At 46.3% G+C, this 16,185-nt stretch carries 13 protein-coding genes; all 13 read left to right on the forward strand.

Annotation, left to right across the window (positions count from 1 at the left end; all coding sequences use genetic code 11):
- The first annotated feature begins 20 nt into the window (after window positions 1-20).
- Window positions 21-1,136, forward strand: a complete 1,116-nt coding sequence (gene ispG / locus EKN16_RS02625; protein ID WP_125653575.1) for a flavodoxin-dependent (E)-4-hydroxy-3-methylbut-2-enyl-diphosphate synthase — start codon at window positions 21-23, stop codon at window positions 1,134-1,136.
- A gap of 135 nt (window positions 1,137-1,271) precedes the next feature.
- On the forward strand, window positions 1,272-2,978 hold the full coding sequence (gene lonB / locus EKN16_RS02630) for an ATP-dependent protease LonB (protein WP_125653576.1): 1,707 nt from the start codon (window positions 1,272-1,274) through the stop codon (window positions 2,976-2,978).
- Between the two features lie 84 nt (window positions 2,979-3,062).
- Window positions 3,063-5,405 carry an endopeptidase La gene (lon, locus tag EKN16_RS02635; RefSeq protein ID WP_125653577.1) on the forward strand — a complete coding sequence of 781 codons (2,343 nt, stop codon included), beginning with the start codon at window positions 3,063-3,065 and terminating at the stop codon, window positions 5,403-5,405.
- A gap of 18 nt (window positions 5,406-5,423) precedes the next feature.
- On the forward strand, window positions 5,424-6,044 hold the full coding sequence (gene yihA, locus EKN16_RS02640; RefSeq protein WP_125653578.1) for a ribosome biogenesis GTP-binding protein YihA/YsxC: 621 nt from the start codon (window positions 5,424-5,426) through the stop codon (window positions 6,042-6,044).
- Between the two features lie 168 nt (window positions 6,045-6,212).
- Complete coding sequence (locus tag EKN16_RS02645) at window positions 6,213-6,803, forward strand: non-ribosomal peptide synthetase module (protein ID WP_125653579.1); 591 nt, start codon at window positions 6,213-6,215, stop codon at window positions 6,801-6,803.
- 339 nt (window positions 6,804-7,142) lie between these two features.
- On the forward strand, window positions 7,143-7,541 hold the full coding sequence (speD, locus tag EKN16_RS02650) for an adenosylmethionine decarboxylase (protein WP_125653580.1): 399 nt from the start codon (window positions 7,143-7,145) through the stop codon (window positions 7,539-7,541).
- Between the two features lie 163 nt (window positions 7,542-7,704).
- Window positions 7,705-9,108, forward strand: a complete 1,404-nt coding sequence (gene hemA, locus EKN16_RS02655) for a glutamyl-tRNA reductase (protein ID WP_125653581.1) — start codon at window positions 7,705-7,707, stop codon at window positions 9,106-9,108.
- Window positions 9,109-9,205: 97 nt separating this feature from the next.
- Complete coding sequence (gene ccsA / locus EKN16_RS02660) at window positions 9,206-10,024, forward strand: cytochrome c biogenesis protein CcsA (protein ID WP_125653582.1); 819 nt, start codon at window positions 9,206-9,208, stop codon at window positions 10,022-10,024.
- Window positions 10,011-10,718 carry a precorrin-2 dehydrogenase/sirohydrochlorin ferrochelatase family protein gene (locus EKN16_RS02665; RefSeq protein ID WP_125653583.1) on the forward strand — a complete coding sequence of 236 codons (708 nt, stop codon included), beginning with the start codon at window positions 10,011-10,013 and terminating at the stop codon, window positions 10,716-10,718. The genes ccsA and EKN16_RS02665 overlap by 14 nt, the downstream gene beginning before the upstream one ends.
- Window positions 10,715-11,683 carry a hydroxymethylbilane synthase gene (gene hemC, locus EKN16_RS02670; RefSeq protein WP_125653584.1) on the forward strand — a complete coding sequence of 323 codons (969 nt, stop codon included), beginning with the start codon at window positions 10,715-10,717 and terminating at the stop codon, window positions 11,681-11,683. Before EKN16_RS02665 ends, hemC begins: the two co-directional genes overlap by 4 nt.
- Window positions 11,684-11,688: 5 nt before the next feature.
- Window positions 11,689-13,251 (forward strand): uroporphyrinogen-III C-methyltransferase, encoded by a 1,563-nt coding sequence (gene cobA / locus EKN16_RS02675; RefSeq protein ID WP_232016165.1) that lies wholly within the window; start codon window positions 11,689-11,691, stop codon window positions 13,249-13,251.
- Between the two features lie 587 nt (window positions 13,252-13,838).
- Window positions 13,839-14,834 (forward strand): porphobilinogen synthase, encoded by a 996-nt coding sequence (gene hemB / locus EKN16_RS02680; protein WP_125653586.1) that lies wholly within the window; start codon window positions 13,839-13,841, stop codon window positions 14,832-14,834.
- A gap of 40 nt (window positions 14,835-14,874) precedes the next feature.
- The gene (gene hemL / locus EKN16_RS02685; RefSeq protein WP_125653587.1) at window positions 14,875-16,176 is read left to right on the forward strand and encodes a glutamate-1-semialdehyde 2,1-aminomutase; all 1,302 of its coding nucleotides are present in this window, start codon (window positions 14,875-14,877) and stop codon (window positions 16,174-16,176) included.
- Window positions 16,177-16,185 lie beyond the last annotated feature (9 nt).

Consider the following 16,185-nt stretch of genomic DNA (forward strand, 5'->3'; position numbering starts at 1 on the left):
GTTAATGGGAGTGATTAAGGATGTATACGCGTAAAGATACCGTACCTGTTAAAGTCGGGCCTCTTACAATTGGCGGCAGCGACGAAGTTATCATTCAAAGTATGTGTACAACGAAGACCGCGGATGTAGAAGCGACTGTCTCCGAAATTTTACGTTTAGAAGAAGCGGGCTGCCAAGTGGTTCGTGTAACCGTTAATAACAAGGAAGCTGCTGAAGCGATCAAAGAAATTAAGAAACGCATTCATATTCCGCTAGTAGCAGACATTCATTTTGATCATCGTTTGGCCTTATTAGCGATTGAGAATGGTGTGGACAAGGTTCGAATCAATCCAGGCAACATCGGACGTCGCGAGAAGGTGGAAGCCGTTGTTAAAGCCTGTAAAGACCGCGGAATTCCAATTCGAATTGGGGTCAATGCAGGTTCACTAGAGAATCATTTGCTTGAAAAGTATGGCTATCCGACTCCGGAAGCAATGGTAGAAAGTGCCCTTTTCCATATCGGTATTCTTGAAGAATTAGATTTCCACGATATCATCGTCTCATTGAAGGCATCTGATGTACCCATGGCTATTGCTGCATACCGGATGGCTGCGGAGCAAATTCGTTATCCTCTTCATCTGGGTATTACAGAAGCAGGGACACTCCATTCAGGCACAATCAAGAGCTCTGCTGGTATTGGGGCCTTGCTTTCAATGGGAATTGGGAACACGGTGCGTATTAGCTTAAGCGCAGATCCGGTTGAAGAGGTCAAGGTAGCGCGCGAGCTATTGAAATGCTTCGGTCTTATTACGAACGCAGCTACCCTTGTTTCTTGTCCGACATGCGGACGATTGGATATTGATTTGTTCTCTATTGCCAATGAAGTTGAAGAATATATTAGCAAAATCAAAGTTCCGATTAAAGTGTCGGTGCTTGGCTGTGCGGTGAATGGACCCGGTGAAGCGCGTGAAGCTGATATCGGTATTGCTGGAGCACGGGGCGAAGGGATGCTGTTCCGTTACGGAGAGATGATCCGTAAGGTTCCAGAGGCCGACATGCTTGTTGAGCTCAAGAAAGAAATCGATGAGATTGTCCGTGTGTTTGAGGCAACTGGAGAAATTCCAGGGCGTAAACCTCATCCTATTCCAGCTAAGTAATAGCGTCTTTAGGGAAGCGATTCAAACTTTACATCAAAATAGCGATTATTCCATCCGGCTGGAGGCAATACTGAAAAGTATGAGTCCATTAAAGCCGGATGTTTTTTTCTTCTTACCTGAGAGGAGTAAATCGCTATGAGTTTAAGTATGATGTTAATGTTGGTTCAAGTTTTCTTTGCTATTGTAATTGGTTTGTATTTCTGGAACTTATTACGCAACCAGAAGACAAACCGCTCTGCCGTTGATCGTGAATCACGTAAAGAAATGGATAAACTGCGGAAGCTTCGTTCTGTTTCGCTCACTAAGCCTCTGTCCGAGAAGACACGTCCCCAATCGATCAATGATATCGTAGGTCAGCGGGATGGTCTGCGGGCGCTGAAGGCGGCGTTATGCAGTGCTAATCCACAGCATGTCATTATCTATGGACCACCGGGAGTCGGCAAGACAGCGGCTGCTCGTGTTGTGCTAGAGGAAGCCAAGAAGAACCCGACCTCCCCCTTTCTTCAAGATGCCAAATTTACCGAGATTGACGCAACGACCGCCCGTTTTGATGAGCGCGGTATAGCGGATCCTCTGATTGGCTCCGTTCATGATCCGATCTATCAAGGTGCGGGAGCGATGGGTGTTGCCGGTATACCGCAGCCAAAACCAGGTGCAGTAACGAAAGCGCATGGTGGTATGCTGTTTATTGATGAGATTGGTGAATTACACCCGATCCAGATGAATAAGTTGTTAAAAGTACTCGAGGATCGAAAGGTATTTCTAGAGAGCGCCTATTACAACTCCGAAGATACGAATATCCCGATGTATATTCATGACATTTTTCAAAATGGGCTGCCAGCAGACTTTCGACTTGTTGGAGCTACTACACGCTCACCGCAGGAGCTGCCGCCAGCTCTACGGTCACGCTGTATGGAAATTTATTTCCGTCCTTTGCTGCCAGGTGAGGTTTCCCAGATTGCAGTCAATGCATTGAAGAAAATTGGTTTGCCTCCATGTCAGGAAGCAATAGATGTCATTACGCGCTATGCAACGAATGGTCGTGAAGCAGTCAATGTTATTCAGCTTGCAGCAGGACTTGCACTTTCGGAGAAACGAGACTCCATTTCGGCTGCTGATGTGGAATGGGTTGTGAACAGCAGTCAGATCCCGCCGCGCCCAGATCGGAAGGTTCCAGCAATGCCGCAGGTTGGTTTCGTGAATGGACTAGCCGTTTATGGTCCCAATATGGGCACGCTGCTTGAGATTGAAGTCAGTGCGATTCCAGCACGTACAGGTAAGGGCGTTTATACGATCACAGGGGTTGTTGATGAAGAAGAGCTTGGCGGTGGAAGCAGTCGGACATTAAGACGTAAAAGTATGGCCAAAGGATCCATTGAGAATGTTCTCACGGTATTAAGACGAATTGGGATGAAGCCGGAGAATTATGATCTCCACATCAATTTCCCAGGCGGTACGCCAATTGATGGTCCTTCTGCAGGGATTGCGATGGCTACGGCTATTGCATCCGCTATTAAAGGAGAGCCGATTGACAATAAACTCGCCATGACAGGTGAAGTGGGTATTCATGGTAATGTGAAGCCCGTTGGCGGTGTTCTAGCAAAAGTCGAGGCGGCTTTTCAAGCGGGGGCAGATACGGTTATAATACCACGAGAGAACTGGCAGGCTATATTTGCCGACTTACAAGGCTTGCAAGTCATCCCGGTTGACCATGTTGAGGAAGTGTTCCGTCATGTGTTCCAAACCGTCGATCTATCGATTCCTATTGTTCAACCTGCACCTGCCACGGACGTTTTTATTGCGAAGGGACTGCCCTATTTGCAGGCGGATTCCGTTGAGTGATAAAATAGGAGAAAGCCATAAGCTGAAACCGAAGTTTTTCGACACGGGTAAGGTGGAAAAAACTTCAAAGATGGAGGTGCTGATATGGGACCTGCTAAATGGAAAGGTCGTCGGCTACCCTTATTGCCGCTCAGGGGGCTTCTCGTATACCCTAGTATGGTGCTCCACCTAGATGTGGGCAGGGAAAAGTCTGTACGCGCGTTAGATCGTGCGATGCTTGACGATCATATGATTTTGCTATGTTCACAGTCGGAAGTAAACATTGAAGAGCCAACACAAGAAGATATCTACCGCGTTGGTACAGTGGCGCGGGTGCGGCAGATGCTTAAGCTGCCTAACGGCACAATTCGCGTTCTGGTAGAGGGTGTTGTTCGTGCAGAGATTGTGGATTATTTGCCGAATGATGACTTTTATGAAGTAACTGTTAAAGAAATGCCGGAGGCTGAATCAACCGATCCAGAAATTGATGCGCTCATGCGTACGGTACTCAGTCAGTTCGAACATTATATTAATTTGTCGAAGAAGGTAACACCTGAGACACTCGCGGCTGTTTCTGATATCGATGAGCCTGGAAGGCTTGCTGATGTGATTACGAGCCATTTAACTCTCAAAATCAAAGATAAGCAGGATATCTTAGAAACGATTGATGTGAGGGATCGTCTTGAGAAGCTTCTCGACATCTTAGGTAATGAACGTGAAGTGCTGGAGCTTGAGCGTAAGATCAGCCAGCGCGTGAAGAAGCAAATGGAGAAAACGCAGAAAGAATATTATTTGCGTGAACAGATGAAGGCGATTCAAAAGGAGCTTGGCGAGAAGGAAGGCAGAGCGGGGGAAGTTGAAGAGCTTCGTACCCAAATGGCTGAGGCCGGCTTGCCAGAAAAAGTGAAAGAGAAGGTTGAAAAAGAAATTGACCGTCTCGAGAAGATGCCATCTACCTCTGCGGAGGGTGGTGTCATCCGCAATTATATCGATTGGCTTCTATCGCTCCCATGGAATAACAAAACGAGTGATGACCTGAATGTGACCAAAGCCGAAACGATCCTCAACGAGGATCATTACGGACTTGAGAAACCGAAGGAACGGGTACTTGAATACTTGGCCGTTCAACAGCTGGTGAAGAAAATGAAAGGTCCGATCTTATGCTTAGTCGGCCCGCCGGGTGTCGGTAAAACTTCCATGGCTCGATCGATTGCCAAATCCCTGGAGCGCCAGTTTGTCCGGATTTCGCTCGGTGGAGTGCGTGATGAAGCCGAAATACGCGGTCATCGCCGTACCTATGTCGGCGCTATGCCAGGACGAATCATTCAAGGGATGAAGACAGCAGGTTCGCTTAATCCCGTCTTCTTACTCGATGAGATTGATAAGATGGCGATGGATTTCAGGGGTGACCCGGCATCAGCTCTGCTTGAGGTGCTGGATCCTGAGCAGAACAATACCTTTAGTGATCATTTTATTGAGGTTCCTTTTGATCTCTCAAATGTCATGTTCATTACGACAGCTAATGCCGTTCACAACATTCCAAGACCACTTCTCGACCGTATGGAGATGCTCTATATCCCAGGTTATACGGAACTTGAGAAGATGCAGATTGCAAAGCGTTATTTACTGCCGAAGCAAAAACGCGAGCATGGTCTAGAGGAAGAGAAGCTGGTCGTGGAGGATAGCGCACTGCTTCAGATTATCCGTGAATATACGAGAGAGTCTGGCGTACGGAATTTGGAGCAGCAGGTTGCAGCCATTTGTCGTAAAGCAGCAAAAGCGCTTGTTACGGATGAAGCCATCACTAGCATTGACGTCGATATCGCAAAGATTAAAGAATGGCTAGGGCCTGCTAAGTTCCGTTATGGAATGGCCGAGGTCGAGGATCAAATTGGCGCGGTTACAGGTCTTGCTTGGACAGAAGTCGGTGGAGATACACTCGTTATCGAGGTTACCGTTCTTCCTGGCAGCGGTAAATTAACGCTTACGGGCCAGCTTGGAGATGTTATGAAAGAGTCCGCTCAAGCCGCTTTTAGTTATACACGCTCTAAAGCGACGGAATTGAAAATTGATTCTGACTTTCATGAGAAGAATGATATCCATATTCATATCCCTGAAGGTGCTATTCCGAAGGATGGGCCCTCTGCTGGCATTACAATGGCCACAGCACTCATCTCGGCTCTCACTGGCAGATATGTTTCCAAGGAAGTAGCCATGACCGGAGAGATTACACTTCGCGGCCGTGTGCTGCCAATCGGTGGATTGAAAGAAAAGTCGCTTGCCGCACATCGGGCAGGCATCACAAAAGTGCTTATACCTAAAGAGAATGAACGCGATCTTCGCGACATTCCAGACAGCATAAGAGCGGATCTGGAATTCATTCCAGTCAGTCATATGGACGAAGTGCTCTTGCATGCTCTAGCGCAAGCTCCCGTTCAGACGCACTAAGAAAGCAGGTTATTTAACGTGAAGATTATGCAAGTTGAATTCGTTATAAGTGCTGTAGAGCCACATCAATATCCTGTTGACGCCTTGCCAGAGATAGCTCTGGCAGGGCGTTCCAACGTCGGAAAATCCTCACTCATAAATAAATTAATTCAGCGCAAAGGGCTTGCTCGTACAAGCTCACAGCCGGGTAAGACACAGCAGCTTAACTATTATCGCGTGAATGAACGCCTATACCTAGTGGATTTTCCAGGGTATGGCTATGCCAAGGTTTCTAAAGTTCAGAGAGCTCAATTTGGTGAAATGATTGAGAGGTTCCTAAGCGACCGAGATCCGCTTAAGATGGTATTGCAGATTATCGATATTCGCCATCCTCCTTCCAAAGATGATTGCCTGATGTATGACTGGCTGAAGCACTTTGATATTCCTGTGTGTGTGGTTACAACCAAAGCGGACAAGATCCCACGCAGTAAATGGGACAAGCATGTGAAGGTTATCAAAGAAACAATCGGATTCAAAGCGGGTGACCAGCATGTGCTGTTCTCATCGGAAACAGGCTTGGGCAGAGATGAGCTTTGGGCAGTCATTAATGGGGCGATTGCACAAGAACAAGAAGAAAGCATTGAAGTTTCGTTCGAATAGTGAGGATAACGCATAAAAGCAAGGACTCTTCGTAAAATCTCCCTGATTTTTCTGAAATATGCGAGAATATCGTGAACAGCAGACAGGAATAAACCTTGATGATCGAGTATAATATACTTAGACAGAAGGTTTACAAAGGTGCAAGTTCAAAGAATTGAGGAGATTTTTATGGCTCAGCGGATAGCCACGGAGTATGTCAATGCTTCTCTGCAATTGACGGCTGAAGAGATGTCGGGATTTGTTCACTTCTTTGAAGAGCAGCATGTAAAGCAGCAAGTGCGAGTGCTCGACAACGGCAATCACGAAATGGTTCTCGAGGACGACGCAGGTCGGGAGGAAGTCCGCTTAACTTTCGAGCGTCAACAGGATCGATATGTTTGTGTTATGTCCTGTCGTTTGGTTCACCCTAAACTAACGAACGCGATGCGCAAAGCAGTATCTGTTTTTCGAGGAGATGCCATCGTTAATCGCATTTATTCTAATTATACGATGAATTATACTTATGAGCAGGGTGCCGTTCGGAAGATCGTTGAACATGCAGCCGGCAGCATGAGGGTTGTCTTTGAATACAAGGATACCGTCGGACAGCTGGAAGCACAGTTCAAGATTACAGACGTTGAGCAAGAGATTCACGTTCTGCATGGCGCCATCAATCAACTGCTTGATCTTCGAAACCAGTGTACCGATCAAGAGCAAATTGCAGCCATTGATGATCGATTAAGAAATCATACACATGCCTTGTTCATCCGTGAAGCTTAGTCTTTGTTCAAATGCTTGGAAACAACAGCAGCCGCATCTATGGTGCGGCTTTTTTTTATTGTCCGAAAAGGGTCTGAACGCTACACCGTTTGAGGTGTTGATACATACCTTTATATTGGGGTTTTCACACCCTGCTCAAAGGAGCAGACACAAAAAAAACTATTGCATTTCTCAGCAATAGATGTTATTTTTATTCTCGTTGAAATGAATATTAGGAACCAGGATTCACTCAGGACATGGTAATGTTGCGAGAGGTTATTCCCTCGGGCAGTGAATGACGTAGGTCCTAGCGGATGAAATTTTTCAAACATTTTATTCCTAGGAAGGGGGAACCGAGAGATGGAATACTCAACTTTCGGAAGACACGTGGCTGTTGATACTTGGGGTGTAGATTTTGACCTACTCAACAACGCGGAATTTTTACAAGCCCAAATGGTGGAGGCTGCAGAAGCATGCGGCGCTACCGTACTCTCAGTGCAAGGCAAACAGTTCGAGCCGCAAGGCGCTACTGTACTCGTACTACTGTCTGAAAGTCATCTCTCCATTCACACATACCCAGAAAGAGGCTTCGCTGCTCTTGACTGTTATACGTGTGGAGAAACAGTGGATCCGCAGCTCGCGATCGACTACATGCTGTCTGTGTTGAAGCCAACAACGACTCATGCAAAGAAACTTGTTCGTGGTATGGGTGAACTTCAAGTCGTTGAGCCGGAAATGAAGCAAGTGGAACTTGTATAAGTTTTGAATAGGAACGAACGAATGATCATGGAGAAATCCATGATCATTTTTTATTAATTATGTCTCATTTATTTCAAATAATTTTCATATTTGCAGGGGTATAGGTTGGCTAACTGTGCTATACTAAATGATGATTAATTGATCAAAAGGCAGGTGAACGCGCATGCACATTATCGTTGTCGGGCTTAATTATCGGACAGCTCCTGTTGAAGTCAGAGAACGGTTTACATTCTCTGAGAAGGATATGCCTAAAGCTCTCAAACAATTGCAACAAACCAAAAGCATAATGGAATGTGTCATTGTGGCGACCTGTAACCGTACAGAGCTATACGCCGTAGTGGATCGTCCACATCTTTGCGGTCACTACATTCGTAACTTTATGGAGCAATGGTTCAACTTGCCGAGACAACAGTTTACAACTGATTTATATATGTATGAGGATGAGAAGGCAATTGATCATCTGTTCCGTGTAACATGTGGATTAGACTCTATGGTTATTGGAGAAACGCAAATTCTCGGTCAGGTTAAGCAAGCATTCTCGCTTGCCCAGGAGCATAAGACGACAGGGACCCTTTTCAATGCTATTTTCAAACAAGCCGTAACATTAGCTAAAAAAGCCCATTCCGAAACTTCAATTGGAGAATCAGCTGTTTCTGTCAGTTACGCTGCTGTAGAGCTGGGTAAACGGATTTTCGGGCAGTTCAATGGTAAGACCGTTATGATTATAGGTGCGGGCAAGATGAGTGAACTGACAGCCAAGCATTTGTACGCGAATGGCGTCAAGCGCGTGTTTGTTGTCAATCGGACTTATGATCGTGCCGTCCAGCTTGCTGACAAATTTAATGGAATACCCTTATCCATGATAGATGCTATCCAGAAGCTGCCTGAGACGGATATTGTGATCAGCTCAACGGGGTCTGACGGTTATGTACTTACTCGGGAGCAGATGGCGACAGCCATGCACAAACGCAAATCTCGCCCACTATTCATGATTGATATCGCTGTTCCGCGTGACTTAGATCCAGCTATTGCTTCGGTAGAGAACGTGTTCTTGTATGATATCGATGATTTGGAAGGAATTGTGGAGAGCAATCTAGATCAGCGTCGTACAGAAGCGGCTAAGATCGAAGTGTTCATTACAGAAGAGATTCTTGCTTACCGTCAATGGTATAAGACGCTCGGTGTAGCGCCGCTAATTCGTGCTCTGCAGGACAAAGCAGCTTCGATTCATCAAGAGACGATGGACAGTTTAACGAATAAGCTGCCGGATTTGGGTGAACGCGAGATGAAGATTATTCGCAAGCTGACTAAGAGTATTGTCAATCAGATGCTGAGTGATCCGATCGTACGGGTTAAAGAACTTGCAGGCGAGAAGCATGCGGATGAAGCTATGGACATGTTTGTGAAAATTTTCGCTTTGGAAGAAACGCTTGAGCAAGCGAAGGAAGATAAACGGAAGACGGCGGTTCTCACAGAAGCACCGCTTGCAGCCGATAGCTCCTCCACATTCGGAATAGGGTTAAATGCACAGACGGCTGCAGGTTCAATTGCAGCTGTAACAAGATAATTCGCTCCGAGAAAAGGATAAGCGGGTTTAAACGGCAGGGAAGTGGCGGCGGAGAGCCGCCGTTTCCCTATCTAGATGCCGTAAGGTGGAGGCGCCTATGGTTACACATAATTGGCTTTATGATGGAATGCTTTATATTTACGCCCTGAGCCTTCTGTTTTATTTTTCTGATTTCATTGATCGAAATCGGCGAGCTAAACGGATGGGCACAGGGCTGCTTATTTTCGTCTGGGTGCTGCAAACTGGTTTTCTTATTCACCGTATCATTTCTCACTTGGATATGACTTTAATGACGCCTTTTGAATACTTACTTGTATTCTCGTGGCTGCTCATAACCGTATCGTTAGTCATTAGTCGGTTTTTTAGAATTGAGTTTCTCGTCTTTTTCGTGAATGTAATTGGTTTTGCTGTGCTGACTGTTAATCTCTTCGTCATTGGTTCGGGGGCGTCACTAGCTATATGGGAGTTAGTACGTGAGCTTCTTGTCGTACATGTTATTCTTATGATTTGTGCTTATGTGGCTTTCACGATTAGCGTCATATTCTCTGGGATGTATATGTTCCTTCATGGCAGATTGAAGGGAAAGCAATGGTCCAAGTCCATGCAGCGTCTCCCTAGTCTGGATGCGATCAACCGATTAATGCTGGGGACGACACTTGTTGGTACACCATTATTGATGTTATCCCTAGCAGTTGCGGTTACATCGATTCTGACAGAAGGACGTTATGGACTGTTGTTAGATGCGAAGGTCATCATTTCGTTCGTCGCGTTAGCATTATATATCGGAATTCTTTTGCAATATCGATGGTTCAATGGAACGGGCTGGAAATTCGCTAAATGGAATGTATTATGCTTTGCGGTTATGCTATTTAACTTGCTGATTAATAAATTATCATCCTTTCATGGATGGTCATGAAAGCAGGCGACTGGCGATGTCGGGTTACTATCCTTTAATGGTGAATCTCGTGGGACGACGTTGTGTCGTAATCGGTGGCGGTAAGATTGCGGAACGTAAAGTGAACGGCTTACTGGAATCGGGAGCCAATGATGTGTTAGTTGTCGCTCTAGAGGCTTCAGGAGGTATTCTAGAGCTGTCAGCAAAGGGGTCTATACGACTGGAACAGAGGGCATACAAGGAAGAGGATTTAGTAGATGCCTTTCTTGTGTTCGCCGCAACGAATGTCCGGCAAATCAATCAGTCCGTCGCGAGCCATGGAGCTCGCCTCGGGCTTCTCGTAAATGTAGCGGATAAAGCCGAAGAGGGTGTATTCATCTCACCATCCACTCTGAGGCGCGGAGGATTATTGCTCACGGTAACAACAGGTGGAGCAAGTCCAGCCCTTACCGCCCAGATTAAACAAGAATTAGCTAAGCAGTATGGTGAAGATTACGCTCAGAAAGTTGAGATGCTGGGCTTGCTTCGCGAGAGGATGCTTCTAAGAGGGTCTTTTGACTCGTTTCGACATGAAGTACTTCGTAAGGCAGCAGAGCAGTTAGCGGGTAATAACATCGATGTAGAGGTAGATACATTTAGCCCAAGCCAGTTAGAGGCGTATATAGATCAGTGGATGATTCAGCTGCAGCAAAATGTAGATAGGAGGCAAAGATGATGGTGTATTCAGTTGATGGGCGGCGTGTTATCGTCGTTGGAACTCGGCAAAGCGCGCTTGCGCTGACACAGACAGGTCAAGTTATTGATCAATTAAAGGCACTTTGCGCAATACATAAATTGGATTATGATTTTGACATTCGTAAAATCGTGACCAAAGGCGATCGCATTCTTGATGTAACGTTATCTAAAGTCGGTGGCAAGGGTCTTTTTGTTAAAGAAATTGAACAAGCCCTATTCGATGGCGAAATCGATCTTGCCGTACACAGCATGAAGGATATGCCTTATGAGCTGCCGGAAGGTTTGATTAACGGCGCTGTTCCCAAGCGTGTGGACCCTAGAGATTGTCTGATTTCAAAGGGCGGTCTAAGCCTCGAGGAGCTTCCTCAAGGCGCGAAGGTAGGTACAAGCAGTCTACGTAGATCAAGCCAGCTTAAGCATGCCAGACCGGATCTGCAGATTGAATCTATACGAGGTAATATCGATTCGCGAATCGGTAAACTGGAAACGGAAGGTTTCGATGCGATCGTGCTTGCCGCTGCTGGTTTACACCGGATGGGCTGGGAATCGAAGATTTCTTCCTATGTGCCAGTAGAGCTTTCTGTTCCTGCAGTCGGTCAAGGTGCTCTTGGTATCGAGTGCCGTGAGGATGATCAGCAAATTCGTGCTCTTCTCACGCTCTATACCGACTCCCTCACGCTTCTAGCTGTTCGTGCAGAGCGCAGCTTTCTGGGTGAGCTTAATGGTGGCTGCCAGATTCCCATCGGCGCTTATGCAACAGTAGTAGAGCAGCAGGAAGGGGAATCTCCATTACTTGAATTAACAGGTATTGTAGGCTCTCCAGATGGCTCTGTGTTGTTAAAGGAAACGGTTCGGGGTCATAATCCGGAAGTGCTTGGCAAAGAAGCCGCTGATGCGCTCAGAGCTCGCGGTGCGGATCGCATACTGGCTGAAGTTAGGGGATGAGCGGTTTGCTGAAGCAGAAGAATAAAGGAAAAGTATATCTAGTCGGCGCTGGCCCTGGGGATCCGAAGCTCATCACAGTTCGAGGTTTAGAATGTATTAAGGCATGTGATGTTGTTGTGTATGATCGATTGGCAAGTCCGCGATTATTAAAATTTTTAAAGCCCGGAACAGAGAAGGTTTATGTAGGCAAGCTGCCTGATCGTCATACGATGAAGCAAGAGGATATTAACCAGCTTCTTGTCGATTTAGCGCTTGAGGGAAAGATAGTTACTCGTTTAAAAGGCGGAGATCCGACAATATTCGGTAGAGTTGGGGAAGAAGCGGAGCTGCTTTATCAGAACGGGATCGAATTTGATATTGTACCTGGAATTACATCAGCGATTGCTGTACCTGCATATGCGGGTATTCCTGTTACACATCGCGACTTGGCTTCCTCCTTATCGATCATAACGGGACATGAAAGTCCAGATAAACTGGATGAGTCTATTCATTGGGATAAAGTAACGAATGCCACAGGAACACTCGTTTTCTTGATGGGAGTCGCGAAAATCGGCTATATTGCGCAGCAATTAATAAAGCATGGGAAGCTTCCGGATACACCTGTTGCCCTTATTCGTTGGGGCACAAGAGTTGAGCAGCGAACGATTACAGGGACGCTCGAGACGATAGAAGCGATCGTTAAGGCAGCAGATTTTAAACCACCAGCAGTCATCGTGGTCGGTGAAGTGGTTCGTCAAAGAGAGAAGTTGAAATGGTACGAGCTTAAACCATTGTTTGGGACTCGTGTTCTTGTTACAAGAGCGAGAGCTCAAAGCAGCGATTTAGTGGACAGAATAGAGGAGCTAGGCGGAGAGCCTTGCGAATTCCCTGTAATTGAAACGCGTGAGCCATCAGAGGCTGGCGTAATCGCAGTGCTTGAAGAAGCGTTACATGATGCTCGGCAGTATGACTGGCTTATGTTTACCAGTGTGAACGGAGTCGAATATTTCTTCAGCTGGATCAAGAAATTACGAATTGATATTCGTCAGTTTCATCAGGCCCGTATTGCGGCCGTTGGACCAAGAACAGCTGAGGCGCTGGAAAAGCATGGCCTGTTCGTCGATGTGCTTCCGGTTAAGTTTCAAGCTGAGGATTTGTTAGATAGCCTATCGGATAGTTTAATACCTGGTCAACGTGTGCTGCTCCCTCGTGGGGATTTGGCAAGAGAAATTCTGCCGCAAGAGCTTAAGAAAAAAGGACTTATACCTATAGAAATCGATGTATACGAGACCATTATCTCAGCTGACCAAGATGAGGAAATACTTGAATTACTTCTGAAGCGCAAAGTAGATGTGATTACATTCGCTAGCTCATCAACGGTTACAAATTTACTTGAAGTGCTTCGGCGAATGGGTGTAGAACAACCGCTAGAAGTGCTGGAAGGCGTCGATATCGCTTGCATCGGCCCCGTAACCGCTAAGACTGCCACGGAGTGTGGACTGACGGTTACGATCCAACCAGAGGATGCGACGATCGATGCGTTGATCGATGCGATTTCAGCAGCAAGGGTCGCTAGTCGCAAGATCTAGTGCTGGTACGTAAGGTCCGCTAGACGCAAGATCTAGTGCTATACTTAAGGTCCGCTACGTGGACGGATCATTCTTCCGATCGCTGTTGCAGCCCGATTCTTTGATTTTCTTAACACTTACAGGGTAAGAATCCGGCTGCAAAGGCGAACACTTTCGTTTCTCCAGAACGATTCCGTCCGCTCCGCTAAGTTATTCAATGGCAGATAGAACCTAGCAAAAACTAAGCTTATGCTTCCGAAGTGAGTTTTTCCTCAATCATTCCTTTAATGAGGAATGACTATATAAGTTGAACTAGAGAGATAACAAGTGAGCGGAGCAGATGGATGATTCTGGAGAAGCGTCAGCGTTCGCCTTTGAGACCGGATTTCCCCCTTAACAGGGGACAAAATAAGAAATCCGGGCTCAACAGCGATCGGAAGAACATTCCCTCTGTGCAGCGGCTCATTGTCCGTTTCTTAAGTTCAACTTATATTGCAGAGCCTCACAAAATCTTAGTTTATGCTTCCGAAGTGAGTTTTTGCTCAGTCATTCCTTTAATTAGGAATGACTAGATAAAACCTCGCAAAAACTTTTAGGAGGGTTACATCATGAGTTTTCCAATAACTAGACATCGCCGGTTACGACGTTCGGCTGCACTGCGCAGTATGGTGCGTGAGACGCAATTAACAGTTAATGATTTTATTTATCCACTATTTGTTACAGTCGGCAATGACGTTAAAGAAGAAATTCCTTCGATGCCGGGTGTTTATCATTTCTCTATGGATCGGCTTCAAGAAGAAATCGAAAAGGTCGTTGCCTCAGGTATACAATCGATTCTGCTTTTCGGCGTTCCAGCTACCAAAGACGCAGTGGCTTCATCGGCTTACGATCATAACGGAATTGTGCAAGAAGCGACACGTGCGATAAAGTCATGGGCACCGCAGCTGGTTATTGTTGCTGATACCTGTTTGTGTCAGTTCACTGATCATGGCCATTGTGGAGTGGTTCATCATGACGATGAGACTGGTGCTGCTGAGGTCGATAACGACAGCTCCTTAGCGTTACTAGTGAAAACAGCGATTTCGCAAGCAGAAGCCGGTGCTGATATTATCGCTCCATCCAATATGATGGACGGTTTTGTTAGTGCAATTCGTGAAGGACTTGATGAGGCTGGTTTTGAAATGGTGCCTGTTATGTCCTATTCCGTTAAATATGCATCTGCCTATTACGGTCCTTTCCGTGAAGCGGCACATTCGACTCCACAATTCGGTGATCGCAAAACGTATCAAATGGATCCTGCTAATGTTCGTGAAGCACTTCGCGAGGCGGAGTCGGATGTTTTAGAGGGAGCAGATATGCTGATGGTTAAGCCTGCCCTTGCTTACTTGGACGTTTTACGAATGCTGAAGGAGCACTTTGACTTACCCGTAGTTGCCTATAACGTAAGTGCTGAATACTCGATGGTCAAAGCAGCTGCAGCCAACGGTTGGATCGACGAGCGTGCTGTAGTGTTAGAAACCTTAACAGGTATGAAACGGGCTGGTGCGGATATTATTATCACTTACCATGCGCTGGATGCTGCTCGCTGGTTAAAAGGGGAATAATAAAAGTAATATAACTATTTAACAGGTAGGTGTAGTCGAAATGAGCGAAAAAAGTCAAAAAAGGTCAGATGAACGCTCCGCAGCAGCATTTGCTAAAGCGAAGCAAGTGATCCCAGGTGGCGTTAACTCCCCGGTGCGTGCTTTTCGGTCTGTAGGACTAACGCCCGTTTATATGGAACGCGGAGAAGGCTATCGCGTATTCGACATTGATGGTAACAGCTACATTGATTATGTAGGGTCATGGGGGCCTCTCATTATGGGTCATGCCCATCCAGAAGTCATCGAAGCGATAAAACGTACGGCTGAGAAGGGAACGAGCTTTGGCGCACCTACTGAGCTTGAGACGTTAATGGCAGAGCTGGTTTGCGAGCGTGTTCCATCCGTAGAAGTTGTAAGAATGGTGAACTCCGGTACAGAAGCAACGATGAGTGCTTTGCGACTTGCACGAGGCTACACCAAACGCAGCAAAATCTTGAAGTTCGAAGGCTCTTATCATGGACATGCGGACAGCTTGCTCATAAAAGCGGGTTCAGGTGTCGCGACGTTAGGATTGCCGGATAGTCCTGGTGTTCCGGAGAGCGTAGCTTCCCATACGCTTACCGTTCCTTACAATGATTTAGCTTCTGTTCAAGTAGCATTCGAGAAATTTGGTGAAGAGATTGCTTGTATTATTGTCGAGCCTATCGCTGGTAATATGGGTGTCGTTCCTCCATTGCCAGGCTTTCTCCAAGGCTTGCGTGAGATAACGGAGCAATATGGCAGCTTGCTTATCTTTGACGAGGTTATGACTGGTTTCCGGGTCAACTATCATTGCGCGCAGGGGCTTTACGGTATCACGCCTGATTTGACCTGTTTGGGCAAAGTTATTGGCGGCGGTCTGCCTGTTGGGGCTTATGGTGGTAAAAGGGAGATCATGGAGATGATCGCACCAAGCGGTCCGATCTATCAAGCAGGAACGCTCTCTGGTAATCCTCTTGCAATGATTGCAGGCTATACGACACTTCGTTTACTTACTCAGGAAACCTATGAACACTTGGAACGGATGTCTGTGAGATTGCAGCTTGGATTCGAAGCAAATGCGTCTAAAAATGGAATTCCGGTTACGATTAATCGTGTTGGCTCTATGGTTTGTCCATTCTTTACGGACACCCATGTCATTAATTATGAGACAGCCAAACAATCCGATTTAGAGCGGTTTAAGGCTTATTTTGCAGCCATGCTGGATCTTGGAATTAGTGTCGCTCCATCGCAATTCGAAGGCATGTTTGTATCTGCTGTTCATGATGAAGCTGCCATCGATGCTACCATTGCTGCACATGATGAAGCGCTCCGGCAATTGTAGGAGATGATG

The organism is Paenibacillus baekrokdamisoli, assembly GCF_003945345.1.
GTDB lineage: Bacteria > Bacillota > Bacilli > Paenibacillales > Paenibacillaceae > Paenibacillus_Z > Paenibacillus_Z baekrokdamisoli.